We start from the raw sequence: 22,826 nt of genomic DNA, 5'->3' as shown, positions 1-22,826 counted from the left end.
CTCAGTGCAGGCCGACGCCGCGCCGCTGGGCGGTACGGATCAGGCGGTTGACCAGCTTGGGATACTCCAGGCCGGAGGCCGCCCACATCCGGGGGAACATCGACGTCGGGGTGAACCCGGGCATGGTGTTGATCTCGTTGAGGTAGACGTCCAGCTCGGGGGTGACGAAGAAGTCGGCCCGGGCCAGGCCCGCACAGTCCAGCGCGGTGAACGCGCGCACGGCGTACTCCTGCACCTGGCGGGTCACCTTGTCGGGCAGACCGGCCGGGATGTCGTACTCGCAGGAGTCGTCGAGGTACTTGGCCTCGAAGTCGTAGAAGTCGTGGTCGGCGACGACCCGCACCTCGGCCAGCACGGACGCCTCCGGGGTGCCACCGGCCTCGCCCTCCAGCACGCCGCACTCGACCTCGCGGCCGACGATCGCGGCCTCGATGATGACCTTGGGGTCGAACTGCCGGGCGGTGGCGACCGCCTCGTCCAGCTGCGCCCAGTCGGTGACCCGGGTGATGCCGAACGAGGAACCGGCGCGGGACGGCTTCACGAAGACCGGCAGGCCGAGCCGCTTCTTGTCCTGCTCGCCGAGCGTCATCCCGTTGCGCAGCACCGCGTACGGGCCGACCGGGATGCCCTCGATCGCGCAGAGCTTCTTGGTGAACTCCTTGTCCATCGCCGCCGCGGAGGCGAAGACGTTCGCCCCCACGTAGGGGATGCCGGCCATCTCCAGCATGCCCTGGATGGTGCCGTCCTCGCCGTACGTGCCGTGCAGCACGGGGAAGACCACGTCCACGTCGGCCAGCGCCCGGGGGCCCTCCGTCGGGTCGAGCACCATGAGTCCGTTGCCGGTGGGATCGGCGCGCAGCACGATGTCCGCGCCGGACTCGGCGGTGATCTCCGGAAGCTGGCGGGCGTTGATGGCGAGCTGGGCGGGATCGCCGCTGGTCAGCACCCACTGGCCGGCGCGGGTGATGCCGACCGGCACCACCTCGTACTCGTCCGGGTCGAGGGCACCGAACACGCTGCCGGCGCTGACGCAGGAGATGCCGTGCTCCGGGCTGCGGCCGCCGAAGACGATCGCCACGCGGGTCTTGCCTGGGGTGGTCACTCCGGTCACCTCTTCGTACGCGACTGCGGCTGGTCGTGCTCGCCGGTGGCGCTCACCCGGTTGACCTTACTGTGCGTGGCGATCAGGCGCGGCGATACCCGGCGAGCCCCGAGGCGACACGGCAAACGGTCAGCAGAGGATATACGGTGCGTGACGGAATGTTGCGGTCGAATCAGTCCCGGGCGTGCCGCCGCCCGACGGCGATCACCTTGACCCGCTGCCGGCCGGCCCGGACCATGCCCAGCGCCATGAAGGCCCCGGCGATCCGGTCGGCGGCCTCCCGGCTGCTCGCGCCCACCACCTGGCGGCGGCGCTCGGGGGCTTCGCGCTCGTTGCGCTCGACGCCCTCGACGGGACGCACGTCGGTGAGCACGACCAGGAAGCGGGTCATCGCCGGCCCCCGCGGGGCGGAGGCGGAGACTTCGGACCGGTACGCACGTCGTCTCCTTCCGGCTGGCGGACATGGGCGGCACGCGGCGATCGGGTACGGGGGAGAAACCCGATCGCCGCGCGCCCTATCCCCTCCGGTCGCTCACCACCACCGTCGCCACGACAACCGGCGGTGAGGACGCGATAACAGATTGACACGTCTACAGCCATGAATGCAACTCTCATCGGCCTTCTCTCATGTACCCGTTCCCGTAAATGTGTGCGACCATCGATGCATGGCTCCCAAGACCGCCCGTGCCCGCCGACTCGGCATCGCCCTGCGCCAGTTCCGCGAAGCTGCCGGGCTGACACTGGAGTCCGCCGCAGACGAGATCAACAGCACCCGCAGCACCCTCTCGCGCTACGAGAACGCCCAGACACTGATCAGCCCGGCCACCGTGCGCGCCCTGCTCACCTCGTACGGGGTGGAGGCCGAGGAGGTGGCCGCCGCGGTCCAGCTCGCCAAGGACGCGCGCAAGCCGGGTTGGTGGGTGTCGTACTCGTACCTGCTCGCCCCGGGCACCATCGACTTCATCGCCCTGGAGGCGGAGGCCACCGCCATCGCCAACTTCGAGCCGTCGGTGGTGCCCGGCCTGTTGCAGACCGCCGACTACATCCGCGGCGTGATGCGCGGCGGCCCGCACACCCTGGGCGACGAACTGGTGGAACAGCGGGTCAAGGTCCGGCTCGACCGCCAGCAACGGCTCACCGCCGACACCCCGCCCATCCTCGACGCGATCATCGACGAGGGCGCGCTGCTGCGCCCGGTGGGCGACGAGTCGGTGATGGACGGGCAGCTGCGGCACCTCGTCAAGATGGCGGAGCTGCCGAACATCACCGTCCAGGTGATTCCCCTGTCGGCGGGCTACCACCGGGGCACCCGTGGCTCGCTGCACATCCTGGAGTTCGCCGACCCGGAGGACCCGATCATCGCGTCGGTGGAGACCGTCGCCGGTCAGATGATCCTCGACCGGGCGGGCGAGACGCGTACCTGCACCAAGATCATGGAGCATCTGCGCAGCGTGGCGCTCAGTCCGGCGGACAGCCGGGCGATGCTCCTGTCAGTCCTGAAGGGACGGTAGGAGACCGATGACACCGACGATCACAGCGGCGTTGGCCGCGGCGGCGTGGCGCAAGAGCAGCCGCAGCGGCGACGAGGGAGCCTGCGTGGAGGTGGCCACGATCCCCCGACTGGTGGCGGTCCGCGACTCCAAGGACCCGGCCGGCCCGGCCCTGCTGTTCCCGCCGGCGGCCTGGGCCGCCTTCGCCCAGGCTCCACCGCGCCGCTGACCGCGACGCACGCGTCCGCGCCCCGCCGACCGGGCTGACAGCGCCCGGAACGCGGGGCGCGGTCGGGCCGGGGTGGGCTCAGGCGACCAGCGGGCGGGGCTCCGGCGCGGCACGTACCGCCTCCAGGGCGGCGATCGCCACGCCCCGGGCGCCGGCCATGTCCCGGTCGGGCACCAGCGCGAAGGTGGCGACGGCGGCCTGCTCCGCACGGAGCACGGTGTGCTCGCGGACCGTCGCCAGGAACCAGTCCCGGAACGCCGGCGCGGCCTCCACCACGCCGCCTCCGACGAAGTACGCGTGCGGGTCGGTGAAGTTAGCCGCCAGGGTGAACAGCCGGCCCAGCGCCACCGCCTGCTGGGTGAAGAGGTCCCGGGCCAGCGCGTCCCCCCGTTCGCCGTAGCCGCGCACCAGCTTCGCCGCCCGGGCGACCGGCTCGGCCGCGAGGGGGTGGTCGGGATACCGGGTCAGCCAGTACGGCAGCAGGTTGCGCTCGATGCCGGTCAGCGACGCGACGCTCTCGACGTCGCCGGTGAAACCACAGGCGCAGGTCGGCTCCGACTGCTCCGGGCCGAGCAGGCCGCCCAGCGGGATGTGTACGTGACCCAGCTCGCCGGCCATGCCGGCGGCGCCGGCGATCACCTTGCCGCCCTCGACCACCCCGCCACCGAGACCCGTGCCGACGATCGCCGAGACCGACGACCGGGTCATCGCCTCGGCGCCGAAGTGCACGTGGTGGGCGTAGAGCGCGGCGGCGTTGCCGTCGTTGTGGTAGATCACCGGCAGGCCGAGCCGCCGCTCCAGCGCGCCCCGCACGTCGAAGCCCCGCCAGGCCGGCTGCGAGAAGTTCGTCGAGCCGCGCGAGGAGATGACGCCGGTGGCGCTGGCGGGACCGGGTGTGTCGAGCCCGACCGCGCGGACCAGCTCGCGGGGCACACCGGTCTGCGCCAACGCCCCGTCGAGCGCCCGCGCCAGCGCCTCGATCGCCGCCTCCGGGCCGGCCTGCACCTCGCTGGGGATCTCCAGCAGGCCGTCGACCAGGAAGCGGCCGTCCACCGTCAGGACGGTGGCGTTGTTGCTGGTGCCGCCGTTGTCCAGACCGACGACCACCGGCACTCCTGCGCTGCCCACCGCAACCGCCTCCCGCCCTCGTGAGTGTGAGCCGAGGCTAGTGCCAACCCCGCTCCCCCGCCACGCCCCGCCCCCTCCCGACCCAGGATCCCCGCGATCTTGCACTTTCTGTGCCGACAAAAGGCACGTATAGCCACACCTCGACCACCGAAAGTGCAAGATCGCGGGACGGGTCAGCGGGGGCGGTGGGCTGTTACTGCTGTCGCGTCTCGGTCCTCGTCGTGGTGGACGTTGGGGATCAGGCCGGCCGTGCGGAAGGTTGCGCAGAGGGCGTCCAGCTGCGTTTCTCCGGCCTCCACCACCAGGTGGCCGCCTGGGGCCAGCCAGGTTGCCGCCTCGACGCCCACCCGGCGCAGCACGGCGAGCCCGTCCGGCCCGCCGTCGAGCGCCACCGGGGCCTCGTGCAGCCGTGCCTCCGGCGGCATCAGGGCCACCGCGTCGGTCGGCACGTACGGGGCGTTGGCGACCACCAGATCGAGTCGCCCCCGCCACCGCTGCGGCAGCGGGGCGAACAGATCACCCTCGTACACCTCGGCGGTCAGCCCGGCGAGGTTGCGCCGGGCGCACGCCACCGCCGCCGGGTCGATGTCGGCGGCGGCCAACCAGCGCGGCGCGAGCCGGTGCGCCAGCGCGACGGCGGCAGCCCCGGAGCCGCAGCAGAGGTCGACCACGGCGGGGTCGGTACCGGTCAGCTCGACCGCCACGTCGACCAGCAGGGCCGTCCGGCCGCGCGGCACGAAGACCCCCGGGTCGACGGCGATCCGCAGGCCGCAGAACTCCGCCCAGCCGAGCAGGTACTCCAGCGGCTCGCCGGCCACCCGACGGTCGGTCAGCTCGGCGAGGGCCGCCGGGTCGGCGGTGGCGGCGAGCAGCAACTCCGCCTCGTCCTCGGCGTACACGCAGCCGGCGGCGCGCAGCCGGGCCACCAGGGCGGACCGGTCGATCGGGGGTGACTCCACTCAGGCCCCCGCGCTGGCGTCCAGCGCGGCGGCGATGTCAGCCACCAGGTCGGCCGGGTCCTCGGCCCCACAGGAGAGCCGGACGAAGCCGGGGGCGGTGTCGTCGCCCCACTGCGCCCGCCGGTCCGCCGTGGTGTGCAGACCGCCGAACGAGGTGGCGGCCGCCACCAGCCGGGCGGCCTCGACGAAGCGGGCGACCCGCTCGGCGTCACCCAGGTCGAACGACAGCACCCCGGGGATCCGGCGCATCTGCGTCGAGGCCACCGGGTACGCGGGATCGTCCGGCAACCCCGGCCAGCGCAGCCCGGTCACGTCCGGACGGGCCGCCAGCAGGTCGGCGACGGCGGCGGCGTTCGCGCTCTGCCGGGCCAGCCGCAGGTCCAGGGTCGCCAGCGACCGGTGGGCCAGCCAGGCGTCGAACGCGCCCGGCACCGAACCGGTGCTGGTACGCCACCGCGTCACCGCCTCCAGCACCTCGGCGGACCGGCTGGCCAGGTAGCCGAGCAGCAGGTCGGAGTGGCCGGTGAGCGCCTTCGTGCCGGACGCCACCACCAGGTCGGCCCCGAGGTCCAACGGACGCTGCCCGAGCGGGGTGGCGGTGGTGTTGTCGACCGCGAGCAGAGCGCCGGCGGCGTGCGCCCGCTCCGCCAGGGCGGCCACGTCGACCACGTCCAGGCCGGGGTTGGCCGGGGTCTCCACCAGCACCAGCCGGACGCCCTCGAACGACGGGTACGGGCCGACGGTCGGCACGAGGAGCACCCGTACGCCGATCGTCTCCAGCACGTCGGTGGCGAACGCCCGCACCGGGAAGTACCCGTCGGCGGGCAGCACCACGGTGTCCCCCGGGCGCAGCAGGGTGAGCAGCGCCCCGGTGATGGCGGCCTGACCGCTGGCGAAGACCCGGCAGTCCCCGCCCTCCAACTCGCCCACCGCGGCCTCCAACAGCCGCCGGGTCGGGTTGTCGGGGCGACCGTAGCCGTTCGGCGACGCGTCCGGCCCCTGCCTCGGGTCGAGGTGGTACGGCGCGGCGAACACCGGCCCGGGCAGGAACGGGTCACCCGGTGCCGGCTCCGGCAGGCCGGCGCGTACGCAGCGGGTGCTGTCTCCCCACTCGCTCATCAGGTCCTCACTCGTACGACTCGGGCTTGGCGGTGCGGCTCATCAGCGCCTGGACAGCGAGGCGCGGGTCCATCCCCTCGTGACAGATCCGCTCGACGTGCTCGGTGATCGGCATCTCGACGCCGTGCGCCCTTGCCAGGTCACGGATCGCGAGGCAGCTCTTGACGCCCTCGGCGGTCTGCCGGGTGGCGGCCTGGGCCTGTTCCAGCGTCTCGCCCCGGCCCAGGTGCTCGCCGAAGGTGCGGTTGCGGGCCAGCGGGGACGAGCAGGAGGCGACGAGGTCGCCCATGCCGGCCAGGCCGGCGAAGGTGATCGGGTCCGCGCCGAGCGCCACGCCCAGCCGGGCCGTCTCGGCCAGCCCCCGGGTCATCAGCATGGCCCGGGTGTTGTCGCCGAAGCCCATCGCGGTGGCGATGCCGTACGACAGCGCGATCACGTTCTTGACCGCGCCGCCCAGCTCGCAGCCGATCACGTCGTCGTTCGTGTACGGGCGCAGGTACGGCGTACGGATCGACGACTGCACCAGCGTGGCCCGGGCGGCGTTCGTGCCGGCCACCACCGTGGCGGCCGGCTGCTCGGCGGCGATCTCCGGGGCCAGGTTCGGGCCGGAGACCACCACCACCCGGTCGGCGGCCACCCCGGCGGTCTCCACGATGACCTCGCTCATCCGCTTGGTGGTGCCGAGTTCGATGCCCTTCATCAGCGACACCAGCGTCGAGTCCGGGTGCAGGTGCCCGGCCCACTCGGCGAGGTTGCCGCGCAGCGTCTGCGACGGCACGGACAGCACCACCACCTCGGCGTCGGTGATCGCCTCGGCGGCGTCGGTGGTGGCGGTGACCCCGGCCGGCAGCAGCAGGTCCGGCAGGTACTCCGGGTTGCGACGCTCGGTGCGGATGCTCTCGGCCACCGGGGCCCGGCGGGCCCACACCGTGACGTCCCGGCCCGCGTCGGCCAGGATCTTGGCGAACGCGGTGCCCCAGGAGCCGGCGCCCAGCACCGCGACGTGGCCGCTCATGCCGCTTCGCCCTGACGCCGCTCGACGGACGGCCGGGCCGGTCGTGCCCACAGCGGCGGCGGGGTGCCGCCACGGATCTCGGCGAGCATGTCCCGCAGCCGCAGCATGATGGCGTCCGTCATCTCTTCGAGGGTTTCCCGGGTCGGCGGCGCGTCCGCCCAGCGGCTGAGGTCGACCGGGTCGCCGGCCACCACGGTGACCGGGATCCGGGGGCGTGGGTTGAGCCGGCTGGTCCGCGGGTCGAAGATCCGCTCCGGTCCCCACATCACCAGCGGCACCACGGGCGCTCCGGTGGCCAGCGCCAGCCGGGCCGCACCGGTCTTGGCCTTCATCGGCCACAGCTCCGGCTGCCGGGTGGTGGTGCCCTCCGGGTAGATCACGACCGCGCCGCCCTCGTCGAGCGCGGCGACCAGCTTGTCCAGCGAACGGACCGCCTCCACGCTGCCCCGCTCGACCGGGATCTGCCGGCACCGGTGCAGGATCCAGCCGACCACCGGCACCCGGAACACGCTGGCCTTGCCCAGGTACTGCGGCCACCGGCCGGAGTCGTAGATGAAGTGCGCGGACACCAGCGGATCGGCGTGCGAGATGTGGTTCGCCACGATGATCACGCCGCCGTCCCGGGCGAGGTGCTCCTGGCCCCGCCAGGTACGCCGGGTCCAGACGGTCATCACCGGCTTGACCAGCCCCACGGCGAACCGTTGCCAGAACCCCAGCCTCCGCCGTGCCACTGTGCCTCCTCGTCGCGCCCCGACCCACCGCGCGGGCCCCGCCCGCGACACCCGCAGCGGAAATCATGCCTGCTCGCCCCCGGTACGGCCAGCGAGGGTCCCGCCGTCCGGCTGGCAGGATTGCGGACGTGAGTCAGCCGAGGTGGGCCGCGGTGGTGCCGGTGAAGCGTCTGACCGTGGCCAAGAGCCGGCTGCGGGGCGCGCTGCCCGGCGTACCCCACGAGGAGCTGGCACTGGCCCTGGCGGCCGACACCCTGCGGGCGGTGCTGGCCTGCCCGGCGGTCGCCGAGGTCCTGGTGGTGACCGACGACCAGCGGGTGGCGACGGCGGCCCGGGCCGCCGGGGCGCGGACGGTCGCCGACCTGCCGGACGCCGGCCTGAACGCCGCGTTCCGGCACGGCGCGGCACAGACCTCGGCGCGGTGGGTGGCCGGGCTCACCGCCGACCTGCCGGCGCTGCGCCCGGACGACCTGGCCGCCGCGCTGCTCGCGGCGCGGCACGGCCCCGAGGGGGTACGCCGGTTCGTCGCGGACGCGCCCGGCACCGGAACCGTGCTGCTCGCCGCGCCGCCGGACGTCGACCTCGACCCGCGGTTCGGGGTCGGCTCGGCGGTGGCGCACGAGGCGAGCGGGGCAGTGCCGCTGACCGACGACTGGCCCAGCCTGCGACGCGACGTGGACACCGCCGGGGACCTGGCCGCCGCCGCCCGCCTGGGGCTGGGGCCGCGCACGGCCGCGCTGCTCGCCACGGCGAACCCGGCGTGGGTCACGAGCTGAGCCGCCGCCCGCCACGAGCCGATCCGGCGGTGTACGGTGCCAGCATGCAGGGCACGGTGGCCAGCTACGACGCGGCGACACGCAGCGGCGTGCTGCTGCTCGACGACGGCACCGAGCTGCGCTTTCCCGCCCGGGCGTTCGACGCCTCCGGCCTGCGGCTGCTCCGGCTCGGCCAGCGGGTGCGGATCGACACCGATCCCGACGGCGAGGTCGTCCGGGTGACATTGCCGACGATGAACTGAGCTGGCGGGCCCAAGTTCATTTTGCGTTAACTCGAATCGGGTGATTATGAGCGGGTGAGCACCCCTCGCGAGCACCCGGTCACCCCACCCGCCACCGACCCCCGCAACGGCGCCCGCATCCGCGGCACCGACGGCCGTTTCCGCCCGTCCCGGGCCGAACGGGCCGGCGCCGCCCGCGCCGACACGCTCGCCGACGACCCGGGAGGGGCCTCCTCCGGCCTGGACGAGGTCCTCGACCCCGCCGTGTCGACCACCGAGACGGACGGCCCGGCGGCCGGCGGCATCCAGCCGGCCGCGCCCTCTGCCGAGGACGACGAACCGGCGCCGGCCCCGCTGCCGGAGGACCGTTTCCTCAACCGGGAGCTGTCCTGGCTCGACTTCAACGCGCGGGTGCTCGCCCTCGCCGAGGACCAGCGCACTCCCCTGCTGGAGCGGGCCAAGTTCCTGGCGATCTTCGCGAGCAACCTGGACGAGTTCTACATGGTGCGGATCGCCGGCCTGAAGCGGCGGCTCTCCGCCGGCCTGCCGGTACGCGGAGGCGACCGCCTCCCCCTGCGGACGCAGCTCGAACTGATCGCCGAGCGGACCGCCGAGCTGGTCGCCCGGCACGCCGCCTGCTTCGTCGACGACGTCCTGCCCCGGCTGGCCGAGCAGGACGTCCGCATCCTGCGCTGGGGTGACCTCGGCGACCCCGAGCGGGAGCGGCTGCGCACCTACTTCCGGGAGCACATCTTCCCGGTTCTCACCCCGCTCGCGGTGGACCCGGCGCACCCGTTCCCGTACATCTCGGGCCGTTCGCTGAACCTGGCGGTGGCCGTCCGCGACCCGGACGGCGGCTCCGAGCTGTTCGCCCGGGTGAAGGTGCCCAACAACGTCCCGCGGTTCGTACGCGTCGACCGGGACCAGCCGGGCGTCCGGATGCTGCCGGTCGAGGACCTGATCTCGGTGCACCTGGGTCAGCTGTTCAGCGGCATGCAGGTGGTCGAGTGCCACCTGTTCCGGGTGACCCGCAACGCCGAGGTGGAGGTCGACGAGGACCGCGACGAGGACCTGCTCCAGGCCCTCGAACGGGAGCTGGCCCGGCGCCGGTTCGGCCCGCCGGTACGCCTGGAGGTCGCCGCGTCCATCTCCGATCACATGCTGGAACTGCTCGTCCGCGAACTGGACATGGACGACCAGGACGTGCTGCGGGTGCCCGGCCTGCTGGACCTGTCCGCGCTCTGGCAGGTGTACGGCGAGGCCGACCGCCCGGACCTGAAGGACCCGCCGTTCGTACCGGCCACGCACCCCCGGCTCACCGAGGGCGAGGTGCCGCGCAGCGTCTTCGCCACGCTGCGGGACGGGGACATCCTGGTGCACCACCCGTACCACTCGTTCGCGACGAGCGTGCAGCGCTTCATCGAGCAGGCCGCCGCCGACCCGAACGTGCTCGCCATCAAGCAGACCCTCTACCGGACCAGCGGCGACTCGCCGATCGTGGACGCCCTGGTCGACGCGGCCGCCGCCGGCAAGCAGGTGGTGGTGCTGGTCGAGGTGAAGGCGCGCTTCGACGAGGTGGCGAACATCGGCTGGGCCCGCACCCTGGAACGCGCCGGCTGTCACGTCGTCTACGGCCTCGTCGGGCTCAAGACGCACTGCAAGACCGCATTGGTGGTCCGGCAGGAGGGCAACCAGATCCGCCGGTACTGCCACATCGGCACGGGCAACTACCACCCCAAGACCGCCCGACTGTACGAGGACTTCGGCATGCTCACCGCCGACCCGGAGATCGGGGCGGACCTCACCGACCTGTTCAACGTGCTGACCGGCTACAGCCGGCAGACCGCGTACCGGCGGCTGCTGGTCGCCCCGCAGGGCATCCGCAGCGGGCTGATCGAACGCATCGAGCGGGAGGTCGCGCACGTCCGCCTCGGCATGCCCGGCCTGGTCCAGTTCAAGGTCAACTCGCTGGTCGACGAGGAGGTGACCGACGCGCTGTACCGGGCCTCCCAGGCCGGCGTCCACGTCGACCTGCTCATCCGGGGCATGTGCACACTGCGGCCGGGCGTGCCCGGGCTGTCGGAGAACATCCGGGTCCGCTCGATCCTGGGCCGGTTCCTGGAGCACTCCCGCATCTTCCGGTTCGGCAACAACGGCGAGGCCGAGTTCTGGATGGGTTCGGCCGACCTCATGCACCGCAACCTGGACCGGCGGGTGGAGGCGCTGGTGCAGGTGAGCGACCCGGTGGCCCGGGCCGAGCTGGACCATGTCATGACCGCCGCGATGAGCCCGGACATCGACGCGTTCGAGCTGGCCGGCGACGGCACCTGGACCCGGCGTACCGGCGGCGACGAGGCGGCCCGCGTGCATCTCCAGGAACTGTTGCTGCGCCGCGTCGGTGGCACGGCCGGCTGAGCGATCACCGCCTAGGCTGAGCTGATGGTCGAGGAGGAGCAGAAGTACGAGGTGGACGACACCTTCGTGCTGCCCGACCTGTCCGCCACCGCACCGGTCGGCGGCCGGGTCCGGGTGCTGCCGCCAACGACGCTGGTCGCCCGCTACCTCGACACGGTCGACCTGCGGCTGGCCCGCGCCGGGGCGTCCCTGCGCCACCGCGAGGGGGACGAGCCGCCGTGGACGGTCAAGCTCCCCACCGGCACGCCCGGCGTCCGGCACGAGATCTCCCGCCCCGGGCCCGCCGGGCAGCCGCCGCCGGAGCTGGTCGAGCTGGTCACCGTGCTGCACCGGGGCATGCCGCTGACGCCGGTGACGGTGGTACGCACCGTCCGGCACGCCCACGAGGTGTGCGCCGGGGACGGCATGGTGCTCGCCGAGGTGGTGGACGACCGGGTGAGCGTCCTCGACGACACCGGGGCCGTCACGAGCACCTTCCGCGAGGTCGAGGTGGAGCGCAGGGCCGGCGACCGCGAGTTGTTGGGCCGCATCGGGTCGGCGCTGCGCGACGCCGGGGCGCGGGCCGGGGCGTTCACCCCGAAGCACGTACGGGCCCTGGGGCCGGGGGCGCGGGGCGAACCCGACCTGGTCGCGCCGGGTGAGCTGGCCGACGATCCGAGCGCCGGGGACGTGGTCACCGAAGCGGTCCGCAAGGAGGTCCGCCGGCTGCTGGCAAACGATCCCCTGGTACGACTGGGCGGCCCGACCGGCGGCGACAGCGCCGTACACCAGATGCGGGTGGCCTGCCGACGGCTGCGCAGCGACCTGCGGACCTTCCGGCCCCTGGTGCGCCGGAGCTGGGCCCGTCCGCTGCGCGACGAGTTGCGCTGGCTGGCCGGGGTGCTCGGTGGGGCGCGCGACGCCGAGGTGCTGCGCGCACGGTTGCGGCGCACCGCCACCGCCGACCCGCTCAGCCCGCTCGACCCGGACGCGGTCGACCGGCTTGACGACGCGCTCGCGCAGCGGCAGCGGCAGGCGCTCGCCGCCATCGACGAGGCACTACGCTCCCCGCGCTACCTGGCCCTGGTGGACGCCCTGGTGCTGGCCGCCCGGGCGCCCCGGCTCACCCGGCGGGCGTCCACCCCGGCGGCCCGTACGCTGCCCAAGCTGGTGGCCCGCCCGTGGCGGCAGCTCACCGGCCCGGACGGCGTCGACGGGCTCGACCCGCTCGCGCCCGACGACCGCTGGCACGCCGTCCGCAAGCAGGGCAAACAGGCCCGGTACGCGGTCACCGCCGTCCTCCCGGCGGTCGGCAGGGATGCGCGTCGGCTGGCCCGCGCGCTGGCCCGGGTCCAGGACGTGCTCGGTGAGCACCAGGACGCCACGGTGGCCGCCGAGACCTGGCTCGCCCTCGCCGCCGAGCGGCCCGACGACCACGAGTTGGCGGTGACCGCCGGGCGGCTGGCCGAGCGGGAACGCGACACCGTCCACCGGATGCGGGCCCGGTTCCCCGACGCGTGGCATCGGGCGACCCGGCGACGGCGGACCCGATGGCTGCCATGACGGGCATCCGGGCCGCCGGTGGGGTCTGCTGGCGACCGACCGACGCCGGTGTCCGGGTCTGCGTCGTGCACCGCCCGCGCTACGGCGACTGGACGCTGCCCAAGGGCAAGCTGGAGAAGGGCGAGCACCCGCTCGTCGCGGCGGTCCGCGAGGTGGCCGAGGAGGCCGACGTGCGGGGCGTACCGCAGGTGCGGCTGCCGTCGGTGCGCTACCGCAGCGAGGGGCAGGCCAAGCTGGTCGACTACTGGTCGATACTCGCCGTCGCCGAGGGTGGTTTCCAGCCGGGCACCGAAGTCGACGACCTGCGGTGGCTGACCGTGGACGAGGCGATCCGACTGGTCAGCTACCCGCACGACGCCGAGGTGCTGACCGCGTTCGCCGCGCTGCCGCCGGTGACCGCGACGATCGCGCTGGTCCGGCACGGGCACGCCGGTCGGCGGGCCACCTGGACCGGTCCGGACACCGCCCGGCCGCTCGACGACGAGGGATGGGCCCAGGCGTACGCGCTGGCACCGCTGATCGCCACGGTCCGGCCGGCCCGGCTGCTGTCGGCCTCGGCGCGCCGCTGCGTACAGACCCTGGACCCGGCCGCCGCGCTGCTCGACCTGCCCATCGAGGTCTGCGGCGACCTGGACGAGCCGCAGCCGGGCCAGCAGCGCGACGAACGGGCGCTGGCGACCGCCGCCCAACTGCTGGAACTGGCCTGCGCCGGCGGACAGGTGGCGGTGTGCAGCCAGGGCAAGGTGCTGCCCGGTGCGCTGGAACGGTTGACCGGCCGCGCCGACGAGGACTTCACCACCGCCAAGGGCGGCGGCTGGCTGCTCGCCTTCGCCGGCGACCGACTGCTCGGCACCGACCGCCTGTGACGCCCCGACCCGCCGGACAACGCCGCTAACCGGGCGGCAGCGTGAGGGTCACCGCCACCGGCAGGTGGTCGCTGGCCTCGCCGCGCGGCGCGACCGGGTCGGCCGCCGTCAGACCGGGTGAGACGAAGACGTGGTCGATCTGCGTACGGGGATCGTCGGCGGGGCTGGTCGCCAACGGTCGGGCAGCCGCCAACGCGTCCTTGAGACCCGCTGCGGTGAACTGCCCGAACGCCTCGTCCCCCGGCTCGGTGTTCAGGTCACCGGCCACCACGAGCGGGTTGCCCGCCGCGTACCGGATGGCGAAGTCGGCGACCGTCCGGGCCTGGACCACCGGTCCCCGGTCGGGCGGCGGCTGCAGGTGGGTGCTCACCACGGCGGTACGCACGCCGTCGCCGAGGTCGAGGGTCACCGCGAGGGCCTGTGCGCCGGTCGGCGCACCGACGGCCGGCAACGGCAGGGACCGTGGCGCGGTCACCGGCCAGCGGCTCAGCACCGCGTCACCCCACACCGGGTCGGCGGCCGGCCCGAAGACGTACGGCATGCCCAGCCGGTCGGACAGCAGGTCCAGCGTGTCGTGGCCGCCGTTGAGCAGCCAACCCCGGTCCACCTCGCTGAGCAGCACCACGTCGGGCCGCTGCCGGTCGATGGCGGCGGTCAACCCGGCCAGGTCGAACCGGCCGTCCAGCCCGAAGCCCATCCGGATGTTGTACGCCACCACCCGCAGCCGCTGCGGTGGGCCGTCCCGGTTGCTGGCAGCCGGAAGTTCCTCGGCGAGGATCGGTGCCAGCAGGGCCAGCACGGTCACCACGGCCGTGGTCGGCAGGGGCGCCAACGGTCCGGGAAGCCGCAGACCGGTGGGACGGGCCGTCAGGGCCACCACGGCGACCACCCCGGCCACCACCACCGGCACGGCGGCGTTGGGGTAGCCGAGGTCGTAGGCCGAGTAGTAAGCGATCGAGCCGACCACGAAGACGAGCATGCCGGCGGCCACCGCGTACCCCCGGCGGGCCGCCGCCCGCCGCCCGTCGCCCACCTCGTCCGCCCCGACCCGGTCGGGGCGGCCGGCGGCACCGGCGCTGCCGGGACGGCCGGTGGCACCGGCGCTGTCGGGACGGCCCGCGCCGTCGGTCAGGGCCAGGCAGGCGCCGAGGCCGACGGCGCTGAGCAGCATGGCCGCGACCAGCAGGTCGCCACGGTCGAGGGCGAAGAGCACCGCGCCCGCCAGCAGGGCCACCGGCCCGAGCGGTCGGGTCCACCGCCGGGCCGGGCCCACCAGGGCGGCCAGCAGAAAGCCGGCGACCGCCACCGGCACCGGCGCCAGGCCGAACAACGGTGAACGGGCGACCGACCCACCCGCTTCCAGGTACGACATCCCGGCCTGCGCCAGGGCCGGCGCGAGAGCCACCATGCCGGACAGCAGCAGCGTCGGCCCGAACAGCAGCCACGAGCGGGCACCGGCGGGGCCGGGCGGCGCCGCCGGCAGGGCCGCGTCGAGCAGGAACAGCGCCACCGCGACGCCGCTGATCAGCCAAGCGGCCCAGCCGCCGCGCCAGACGAGGTCGTAGGTGTCCAGCAGCGCGTGACCGACGGCGTTGACCGCGAGCCCGAGCGCCAGCCCCGGCACCGGACGGTCGGTGCCGGCGGCGACGCCGACCAGCCACACCAGCCCGGCCAGCAGCCCCGTGCTGGCCAACCAGAGTTGCGGACGGCCGCCGGGGGTCGCGGTGAGGGCGAGACGGGCCACGGCCAGCACCACGGCCGCGACGACCGTCACCGGACGGGCACCGACCCGGCGGACCAGCGCCGGAGCGGCCAGCGCCAGGACGAACCAGCCGAGCGCGAACGCGCCCATCAGCTCGGCGGGGGTGGAGGCGGCCTGCCCGAAGATGGTGATGATCCCGGGTAGCCAGACGCGCAGCACGTCGATGAGCAGGATGACGCCCAACGCGAGCGATGAGGTGGTGAGCTGGCGGTAGCGCACCGGCGCCCCACTTCCCGTCGACGGACCGGTCCGAAGGGGGAACCGGCACGGCGATTCTGCGCGTACGGTCCGGTCGGGTCAACGGTTCCGGCACGCACGAGGGGCGCCCACCACCCGGTGGACGCCCCTCGTCGCTCGGTCAGTCGGTCAGCGCTTGCTGGCCGCCTTCTTGGCCGGAGCCTTCTTCGCCGGAGCCTTCTTGGCCGCCGTGCTCTTGCTCGCCGCCGCGGTGGTCTTCTTCGCCGTGGTCGACTTGGTGGCCGCGGCGCTCTTCTTCGCCGGGGCGGTCTTCTTGCTGGCGGCCTTGGTGGCCGTGGCGGTCTTGCTCGCCTTGGCCGGGGCGGTCTTCTTGCTCGCCGCCTTGGTCGCCGTGGCGGTCTTGCTCGCCTTGGCCGGAGCGGTCTTCTTGCTCGCCGCCTTGGTGGCGGTGGCCTTGGTGCCCGTCGCCTTGGTGCCGGTGGCCTTGGTGCCGGTCGCCTTGGCCGTGGTGGTCGCCGTCTTCTTCGCCGCCACCGTGGCCTTCGGCACCTTGCCGCTGGCCACCATCTCTTTGAACCCGGCGCCGGGACGGAAGGTCGGGACAGATGTCTTCTTGACCTTCACCGCCTCGCCGGTACGCGGGTTGCGCGCTGTTCGTGCGCCACGGACACGCTTTTCGAATGCTCCGAATCCGGTGATCGCCACCTTCTCGCCCTTGGTGACCGCCGCCTGGACCTCAGTGAGGACCGCGTCGAGCGCGGCCGTCGCCGTTTTCCGGTCCCCCAGGCGAACGGCGAGCGCCTCGATGAGCTCGGCCTTGTTCACGACTTCCTCCCGATTGTGCAACTGACTCGACGCGAGCCATTCTGCGCGCACCGTATGCCCTGTAGTGCCTGGACACAAACATTCGGCGGAAAAAAGCCCTTGTGTCGTAACGGATTCGCCCCCACCGGTTGGACCGGTGAGGGCGAAATCCGATGTGTGGGTGGGCGTACGGCTATGCCACCGAGGGCAGGAACGGCAGTCGGGTGGCCTCGTAGGAGTCGATGTCGGCGGCGTGTCGGAGGGTGAGTCCAATGTCGTCCAGGCCCTCCATCAGCCGCCAACGGCTGAAGTCGTCCAGCGGGAACGACCAGGTCGCGTCCCCGGCCCGGAGCTGTCGGGCGGTCAGGTCGACGGTCACCGGCGTGGTCGGATCGGCCTCGACGAGATCCCACAACTCCTCGACGGCTTTCAATTCCAGCTCGACCGGCAGCAGGCCCTCCTTGAGTGCGTTGCCGCGGAAGATGTCACCGAAGCGCGGGGACACCACAGCGCGGAAGCCCCAGTCCCGCAGCGCCCAGACGGCGTGCTCGCGCGAGGATCCGGTGCCGAACTCCGGCCCGGCCACGAGGATCGACGCCCCGGAATAGGTTTCATCGTTGAGCACGAATGCCGGATCTTCCCGCCAGGCGTTGAACAGCCCGTCGGCGAAGCCGGTTCGGGTCACCCGCTTGAGGTACACCGCCGGGATGATCTGATCCGTGTCCACGTTGGACCGGCGCAGAGGCACGGCCGTACCGGTGTGGGTGGTGAACTTGTCCATCTCGTCGGTCCCTTCTACAGGTCGGCGGGGGCGGCCAGCCGGCCGACCACGGCGGTGGCGGCGGCGACCGGCGGGGACACCAGATGGGTACGTCCACCCCGGCCCTGCCGGCCCTCGAAGTTGCGGTTGGAGGTGGAGGCGGAGCGCTCCCCCGGCTTGAGCGTGTCCGGGTTCATGCCCAGGCACATCGAGCAACCGGCGAACCGCCACTCGGCGCCCGCGTCGGCGAAGACCTTGTCCAGCCCTTCGGCCTCGGCGGCCTCACGGACGGCGGCCGAGCCGGGCACCACGAGCATCCGGACCCCGTCGGCGACCCGGTGCCCGCGCAGCACGTCGGCGGCGGCCCGCAGATCCTCCAGCCGGCCGTTCGTGCAGGAGCCCACGAAGACCACGTCGATGGGCAGCTCCCGCAGCGGGGTGCCCGGGCGCAGATCCATGTACTCCAGGGCCCGGCGGGCGGCGGCGCGCTCCGCGTCGGTGGTGAACTCCTCCGGGTCGGGCACCGGCGCGCTCAGCGGCGCGCCCTGCCCCGGGTTGGTACCCCAGGTGACGAACGGCGTGATCCGGCTGGCGTCCAGCGTCACCTCGGCGTCGAAGTGCGCGCCCTCGTCGGTGGGCAGCGTCCGCCACCAGTTGAGCGCCGCGTCCCAGTCGGCGCCCTGCGGCGCGTTCGGCCGACCCTTGAGGTACGCGAAGGTGGTCTCGTCCGGCGCGATCATGCCGGCCTTGGCGCCCCACTCGATGGACATGTTGGCGATCGTCATCCGCCCCTCCATGGAGAGGTTGCGGATCGCCTCACCGCGGTACTCCACGATGTGCCCCCGGCCACCGCCGGTGCCGACCTGGGCGATCAGCGCGAGGACCAGGTCCTTCGCGGTGACGCCCGGCGCGAGCCGGCCGGTGACGTTCACCGCCATCGTCTTCGGTCGGCTCTGCGGCAGCGTCTGGGTGGCCAGCACGTGCTCCACCTCGCTGGTGCCGATGCCGAAGGCGAGCGCCCCGAACGCGCCGTGGGTGGCGGTGTGCGAGTCGCCGCAGACGATCGTCATGCCCGGCTGGGTGAGCCCGAGCTGCGGGCCGATGACGTGCACGATGCCCTGGTTGTCGTCGCCGAGCGGGTGCAGTCGCACCCCGAACTCGGCGCAGTTGCGGCGCAGCGTCTCGATCTGCGTACGCGACGTCGGGTCCGCGATGGTGAGCAGGTCACCACGGCGGGACCGGAACGCCGGATCGGCGTACCCGGTCGGGGTGTTGTGGTCCTCGGTCGCGAGGGTCAGGTCGGTACGACGCACCCGGCGCCCGGCGAGCCGGAGCCCGTCGAACGCCTGCGGGCTGGTCACCTCGTGCAGCAGGTGCAGGTCGATGAAGAGCAGGTCCGGCTCACCGGCGGCGGACCGTACGACGTGCGCGTCCCAGACCTTCTCGGCCAGGGTCCTCGGCTCAGGAGTGACTCCCACCATCTGGACATCCTAAATTCTGGGAGGTAAGTTTCGGCTTGTGGGACACAGTATGAGCGGTGTCGGCGTTCTCGACAAGGCGGTGGTCATCCTGGCCGCCTGTGTCGACGGCGCCAGCCTTGCCGAACTCGTTGAACGCACCAAGCTGCCCCGGGCCACCGCACACCGGTTGGCGCAGGCCTTGGAGATCCACCGGATGCTGGTCCGGGACACACAGGGCCGTTGGCGCCCCGGGCCCCGGCTCGGCGAGCTGGCCAACGCCGCCCCGGACGTGCTGCTGACCGCCGCCGAGCCGCTGCTCGCCGCGCTGCGGGACGCCACCGGTGAGAGCGCCCAGCTCTACCTGCGCCGCGCGGACGAGCGCATCTGCGTGGCCGCCGCCGAGCGCGCCAGCGGCCTGCGGGACACCGTCCCGGTGGGTTCGGTGCTGCCCATGACGGCCGGTTCGGCGGCGCAGATCCTGCTCGCCTGGGAGCCGCCGGAGGCGGTGATGCCGCTGCTGCCGCGCAGCAAGTTCACCGGCCGCACGCTGGCCGAGGTACGCCGTCGCGGGTGGGCGCAGAGCGTCGCCGAGCGGGAGGCCGGTGTGGCGAGCGTCTCCGCGCCGATCCGGGACCGCACCGGCCGGGTGATCGCCTCGATCAGCATCTCCGGTCCGATCGAACGCCTCGGCCGCCGCCCCGGCGAACGCCACGCCATGGCCGTGGTCCGAGCCGGCCAACGCCTCTCCGGCCTCTAACCCCCCGGCCCTCTCCCCCACCCCCGTCCGTCCCCTTCGGTCGATCATGAAGTTATCGCCACCTGCGTCGGCGTGTCGCGCCGCTAACTTCATGATCAACGGGGGCAGGGCCGGTTCTCGGGGGTCCGCCCGCCTGGGTTCTTGGTGATCAAGAGGTTGGCGTCACGACACGCCGTCTCGGTGACGCGAACCTCTTGATCACCGGGGCGGTGCGGGCCCCGGGGGCGGGCGGAGGCCGGGCCAGGGGTGGGAACGAGGAAGGCTCACCTCGCTGGGCGAGGTGAGCCTTCGGTTGTAGCCCCGACCGGATTCGAACCGGCGCTACCGCCTTGAGAGGGCGGCGTCCTGGGCCGCTAGACGACGGGGCCAGAACTTTCCTGTTCACCACCCTCGCGGGCGGTGCGGCTCGTAGTCTAGCGGCACCGCCCGCGAGGGCGGGAACGGGGTACGGGCAACGGCCGCGTGTGCCACCGCCCAGATCGACTCGGGTTCCGTGAACTCGGCCGATCAGCGGGCTCAGGACACCACGCCTTCCTGCAAGCCGAGTCGATCAACCCGGCCGCGAACAAACCCAGCCGCGACCAGACCCGACCGCGGACACGAAACAGCCCGCCTCACCGCAGTGAGACGGGCTGTGCACGATGTAGCCCCGACCGGATTCGAACCGGCGCTACCGCCTTGAGAGGGCGGCGTCCTGGGCCGCTAGACGACGGGGCCAGAACAACATTCGCTCCCCCACCCGAACGGGTGGAGGAGCTGCACTCTTCCGAAGACCGCCCTCCGCCCCCGTGGGGACGGAGGAGAACTCCGTCAGAATCCAGCGTCCGGGATTCTCGCGAATCCCAGCTGCGCTGGGGTACCAGGACTCGAACCTAGACTAACTGAACCAGAATCAGTCGGGCTGCCAATTACCCCATACCCCATCGGCCCCTTGCGGCGCCGGGAGTGAACATTACCCTCCCGGTGCCGACAGGCCAAATCCGATCCCCCCGAACCACCCTTGAGCTGCGGAAACAGGGGCATCGGACCGATCAGGCGACGGGCACCACCGGGTTGCTGAGCTCGCCGATGCCCTCGATCCGCACGGTGACCGTATCCCCCTCGACGAGCGGACTAACCCCCGCCGGCGTGCCGGTGAGCACGACGTCGCCGGGCAGCAACGTCATCACGTGCGAGATGTACGACACCAGGCCAGGCACGTCGAAGACCATGTCCTTCGTCCGGCCGAGCTGGCGTACCTCCATCTCGTCGGGGTTGCGACCGACCTCACACCGGATCTCCAGGTCGGAGACGTCCAGCCCGGTGGTGATCCAGGGCCCGATCGGGCAGAACGAGTCGAAGCCCTTGGCGCGGGTCCACTGCCCGTCCGTGCGCTGGAGGTCCCGGGCGGTCACGTCGTTGGCGCAGGTGTAGCCGAAGATGGCGCGTTCGGCGGCGGCGCGGTCGGCCCGGCGGGCACCCGGGGCGCCGATCACGACGGCCAACTCCGCCTCGTGCTCCACCTGCTTGGAGAAGATCGGCAACCGGATGGCGTCCCGGGGACCGATCACCGAGGTGGACGGCTTCAGGAAGAGCAGCGGCTCCTTGGGCACGTCGTTGCCGAGCTCGGCGGCGTGGTCGGCGTAGTTGCGGCCCACGCAGACCACCTTGCTGGGCAGGATCGGCGAGAGCAGCCGGACGTCGGAGAGGGCCCAGCGGGCCCCACTGAAGGTGAGCTGGCCGAACGGGTGACCCTCGATCTCGGCGATGGTCAGGCCCTGCGGCCCGGCCTCCGGTTCACCCTCGACGGCCCCGAACGACATTCCCTTGGCATGAGCGAAACGAGCGATACGCACCCGGCCAATCTAGCCCCGCGAACGCGTCCACCGGCCACAACGCCCGGCGGGTGTGCGCAACCCGTCACCGGCGCGGCACCCTAGCGCAGGTCGGGACGGCGGAGGCGGGATTCCGCACTTCGTACCCGCACGGAGGCCGGGCCGCCCTAGCGTCGGCTCCGGAGGTTCGTTCGTATGCCTGCATCGACACGACACCACAGAGCCCTCGCAGTGTTCGTACACTGCCTCGGCATCCTCGCCGCCGTGCCGGCCCTGCCCGCGGCGGCCCCGGAGGCGGCGGCCGCGCCACGACCGGCGGTCGTCACGCCACCGCCGACCGTGCCACCGGCGGCGGCCGGCACGCCACGAACAGTCCCGCCGCCCACAGCCGCGCCGCCGACGACCGGGCCGACGGCGGTCGGATCGGCGGTGCCGGTGGCCGCGCGGGCGACCAGCGCGGAGCCCACGCCGCCATCGGCGCCACCGGCGGTGGCGACGCCCACCCGGGCGGTCGTGCCGGCGCCCCCGCCGCCGGTCACGGTGGCGGTCGCGCCGGAGAGCAGCCCGGCGCCGCGGTACCGGATCCACGTCCGCAACGTGGGCAACTCGCCGGTCGACACCACGGTCCGTCAGGAGCTGCCGTCCGGGTCGTCGGCGACCGCGATCAGCGCGGGCGGACGGTCCAGTCGCTCCGGCGGGTCGGCCGAGGTGACGTGGCGGTTGCGGCTGCCGGCGCACAGCAGCACGACACTGGGCACGGCCCTGACCGCGACCGCGCCGGGCCAGCCGCTGACCGCGCCGGCGTGCGCGTTCACCAGTGACGGCAGCCGGCCGTACGACTGCGCCACCGCCACCTGGCAGGCGGCAGCCGCCGCACCGGCGGCGGAGGTCACCGAGGCGCCACCCTGGCGACGGTATCCGGTGCTGCTGGCCGGGTTGGGGATCCTGCTGCTGATCAGCGCCATGGTGGCCTGGGTGTGGCGTCGACGGCGAGGCCGCCGCGGACGACGGATAACCGCGGCCGCCCTGGCGGACGGTGGACGCGGCACGATCTACCCGCGTCCGGCGACGCCGAGCCCGCGCCGACGTCGGCGTACCCCACCGGTCTGGCTGCTGGTCGGCGGCGCGGTGGTGGTCCTGGCCGGGGTGATCGGCACGGCCGGCTGGACGGCGACCCGGCAGGTCTCGTCGATCGACACGCAGAAGCAGCCGACCAGTGGCGCGTGGCGGGGCACCGGGGTCTCCGGACCGATGGGCGTGCCGCTGCGGGAGTCCGCGTTCGAGTTCACCGTCTACCGGATGACGTGCGGCGCGGCGGGCAGCGCGGCCACCGCCCCGGGAGCCAGCGCGCCCCCGCCGGGCGCGCGGAGCTGTCAGGCCACCGTGGGTGTGCGCAACCTCACCGGGGCCCAGCAGCCCTGGCACGGCCAGCTGCAACGCGCCTACCTGCCCGGCAACCGGTGGGTGAGCACGGACGAGTCGGCCACCCGGGCGGCCAACCTGGGCCGGGACGTCTTCGCCAACCCGGTGGCGGCGGGCAGTCGGGTGGTGCTCCCGCTGGTCTTCACCGTCGACGGACGGGACCCGCCCCGGCAGCTCGAGCTGCGCAGCGGGGTGTTCTCCGCCGGCGTCCGGGTGCAGATGCCCTGACCGGCGTGCGGGCGGCGGTCGTACCCTG

Annotated in this window: 21 protein-coding genes and 3 tRNA genes; 9 read left to right on the top strand and 15 right to left on the bottom strand. The window is 73.3% G+C overall.

Annotated elements, in window-relative coordinates:
- Position 1 precedes the first annotated feature (1 nt).
- Together ACN263_RS05475 and ACN263_RS05470 are read right to left on the bottom strand one after the other, a co-directional pair.
- The gene (locus ACN263_RS05475; RefSeq protein ID WP_422738740.1) at positions 2-1,102 is read right to left on the bottom strand and encodes a D-alanine--D-alanine ligase family protein; all 1,101 of its coding nucleotides are present in this window, start codon (positions 1,100-1,102) and stop codon (positions 2-4) included.
- A gap of 172 nt (positions 1,103-1,274) precedes the next feature.
- Positions 1,275-1,493: a hypothetical protein gene (locus tag ACN263_RS05470; protein ID WP_422738739.1), complete on the bottom strand. Its 219-nt coding sequence runs from the start codon at positions 1,491-1,493 to the stop codon at positions 1,275-1,277.
- Between the two features lie 274 nt (positions 1,494-1,767).
- Between ACN263_RS05470 and ACN263_RS05465 the strand changes: the two genes are divergently transcribed.
- Positions 1,768-2,613, top strand: coding sequence for a helix-turn-helix domain-containing protein (locus ACN263_RS05465; RefSeq protein WP_422738738.1), 846 nt, complete (start codon positions 1,768-1,770; stop codon positions 2,611-2,613).
- A 7-nt stretch (positions 2,614-2,620) separates the two neighbouring features.
- A complete protein-coding gene (locus ACN263_RS05460) occupies positions 2,621-2,821 on the top strand; it encodes a DUF397 domain-containing protein (protein ID WP_422738737.1) in 201 nt (66 codons plus the stop codon).
- 78 nt (positions 2,822-2,899) lie between these two features.
- Here ACN263_RS05460 and ACN263_RS05455 read toward each other — a convergent pair whose 3' ends face one another.
- From ACN263_RS05455 to ACN263_RS05435, 5 genes are all read right to left on the bottom strand, one after another.
- On the bottom strand, positions 2,900-3,949 hold the full coding sequence (locus ACN263_RS05455) for an ROK family protein (RefSeq protein ID WP_422738736.1): 1,050 nt from the start codon (positions 3,947-3,949) through the stop codon (positions 2,900-2,902).
- A gap of 173 nt (positions 3,950-4,122) precedes the next feature.
- A complete protein-coding gene (locus tag ACN263_RS05450; protein WP_422738735.1) occupies positions 4,123-4,908 on the bottom strand; it encodes a putative protein N(5)-glutamine methyltransferase in 786 nt (261 codons plus the stop codon).
- The gene (locus tag ACN263_RS05445) at positions 4,909-6,027 is read right to left on the bottom strand and encodes a cystathionine gamma-lyase (RefSeq protein WP_422738734.1); all 1,119 of its coding nucleotides are present in this window, start codon (positions 6,025-6,027) and stop codon (positions 4,909-4,911) included.
- A 7-nt stretch (positions 6,028-6,034) separates the two neighbouring features.
- On the bottom strand, positions 6,035-7,042 hold the full coding sequence (locus tag ACN263_RS05440; protein WP_422738733.1) for an NAD(P)H-dependent glycerol-3-phosphate dehydrogenase: 1,008 nt from the start codon (positions 7,040-7,042) through the stop codon (positions 6,035-6,037).
- Positions 7,039-7,773, bottom strand: a complete 735-nt coding sequence (locus tag ACN263_RS05435; RefSeq protein ID WP_422738732.1) for a lysophospholipid acyltransferase family protein — start codon at positions 7,771-7,773, stop codon at positions 7,039-7,041. Before ACN263_RS05435 ends, ACN263_RS05440 begins: the two co-directional genes overlap by 4 nt.
- Before the next feature lie 128 nt (positions 7,774-7,901).
- On the opposite strand from ACN263_RS05435, the gene cofC reads away from it, so the two are divergent.
- The 5 genes from cofC to ACN263_RS05410 are packed head-to-tail and all read left to right on the top strand — an operon-like array spanning position 7,902 to position 13,593.
- Complete coding sequence (cofC, locus tag ACN263_RS05430; protein WP_422738731.1) at positions 7,902-8,549, top strand: 2-phospho-L-lactate guanylyltransferase; 648 nt, start codon at positions 7,902-7,904, stop codon at positions 8,547-8,549.
- A gap of 44 nt (positions 8,550-8,593) precedes the next feature.
- Complete coding sequence (locus ACN263_RS05425; RefSeq protein ID WP_007456426.1) at positions 8,594-8,791, top strand: cold-shock protein; 198 nt, start codon at positions 8,594-8,596, stop codon at positions 8,789-8,791.
- 54 nt (positions 8,792-8,845) lie between these two features.
- A complete protein-coding gene (locus ACN263_RS05420; RefSeq protein ID WP_422738730.1) occupies positions 8,846-11,185 on the top strand; it encodes an RNA degradosome polyphosphate kinase in 2,340 nt (779 codons plus the stop codon).
- Positions 11,186-11,209: 24 nt separating this feature from the next.
- Entirely contained in the window at positions 11,210-12,727 is a 1,518-nt protein-coding gene (locus ACN263_RS05415) for a CHAD domain-containing protein (RefSeq protein ID WP_422738729.1), read from the top strand.
- Positions 12,715-13,593, top strand: a complete 879-nt coding sequence (locus tag ACN263_RS05410; RefSeq protein WP_422738728.1) for an NUDIX hydrolase — start codon at positions 12,715-12,717, stop codon at positions 13,591-13,593. The genes ACN263_RS05415 and ACN263_RS05410 overlap by 13 nt, the downstream gene beginning before the upstream one ends.
- Positions 13,594-13,618: 25 nt before the next feature.
- On the opposite strand, the gene ACN263_RS05405 is transcribed toward ACN263_RS05410, so the two are convergent.
- The 4 genes from ACN263_RS05405 to leuC form a co-directional block, all read right to left on the bottom strand.
- On the bottom strand, positions 13,619-15,574 hold the full coding sequence (locus ACN263_RS05405) for an endonuclease/exonuclease/phosphatase family protein (RefSeq protein WP_422738727.1): 1,956 nt from the start codon (positions 15,572-15,574) through the stop codon (positions 13,619-13,621).
- A 147-nt stretch (positions 15,575-15,721) separates the two neighbouring features.
- Positions 15,722-16,378 carry an HU family DNA-binding protein gene (locus ACN263_RS05400; RefSeq protein WP_422738726.1) on the bottom strand — a complete coding sequence of 219 codons (657 nt, stop codon included), beginning with the start codon at positions 16,376-16,378 and terminating at the stop codon, positions 15,722-15,724.
- A gap of 172 nt (positions 16,379-16,550) precedes the next feature.
- The gene (gene leuD / locus ACN263_RS05395; protein ID WP_422738725.1) at positions 16,551-17,138 is read right to left on the bottom strand and encodes a 3-isopropylmalate dehydratase small subunit; all 588 of its coding nucleotides are present in this window, start codon (positions 17,136-17,138) and stop codon (positions 16,551-16,553) included.
- 14 nt (positions 17,139-17,152) lie between these two features.
- A complete protein-coding gene (gene leuC / locus ACN263_RS05390) occupies positions 17,153-18,598 on the bottom strand; it encodes a 3-isopropylmalate dehydratase large subunit (RefSeq protein WP_422738724.1) in 1,446 nt (481 codons plus the stop codon).
- A 49-nt stretch (positions 18,599-18,647) separates the two neighbouring features.
- On the opposite strand from leuC, the gene ACN263_RS05385 reads away from it, so the two are divergent.
- The gene (locus tag ACN263_RS05385) at positions 18,648-19,334 is read left to right on the top strand and encodes an IclR family transcriptional regulator (protein ID WP_091671614.1); all 687 of its coding nucleotides are present in this window, start codon (positions 18,648-18,650) and stop codon (positions 19,332-19,334) included.
- 295 nt (positions 19,335-19,629) lie between these two features.
- On the opposite strand, the gene ACN263_RS05380 is transcribed toward ACN263_RS05385, so the two are convergent.
- The 4 genes from ACN263_RS05380 to ACN263_RS05365 all read right to left on the bottom strand — a co-directional run bounded on the left by ACN263_RS05380 (position 19,630) and on the right by ACN263_RS05365 (position 21,169).
- A tRNA-Glu gene (locus ACN263_RS05380) sits at positions 19,630-19,702 on the bottom strand.
- 276 nt (positions 19,703-19,978) lie between these two features.
- Positions 19,979-20,051: transfer RNA gene (locus tag ACN263_RS05375), tRNA-Glu, on the bottom strand.
- 134 nt (positions 20,052-20,185) lie between these two features.
- A tRNA-Gln gene (locus ACN263_RS05370) sits at positions 20,186-20,257 on the bottom strand.
- A gap of 108 nt (positions 20,258-20,365) precedes the next feature.
- Positions 20,366-21,169, bottom strand: coding sequence for a fumarylacetoacetate hydrolase family protein (locus ACN263_RS05365; protein ID WP_422738723.1), 804 nt, complete (start codon positions 21,167-21,169; stop codon positions 20,366-20,368).
- A gap of 174 nt (positions 21,170-21,343) precedes the next feature.
- Between ACN263_RS05365 and ACN263_RS05360 the strand changes: the two genes are divergently transcribed.
- Positions 21,344-22,798 (top strand): hypothetical protein, encoded by a 1,455-nt coding sequence (locus ACN263_RS05360; protein WP_422738722.1) that lies wholly within the window; start codon positions 21,344-21,346, stop codon positions 22,796-22,798.
- The last annotated feature ends 28 nt before the right edge of the window (positions 22,799-22,826 follow it).

This window comes from Micromonospora sp. WMMD729 (assembly GCF_049315225.1).
Classification (GTDB): Bacteria; Actinomycetota; Actinomycetes; order Mycobacteriales; family Micromonosporaceae; genus Micromonospora.
This window is presented reverse-complemented; position numbering and strand designations above follow the sequence as displayed.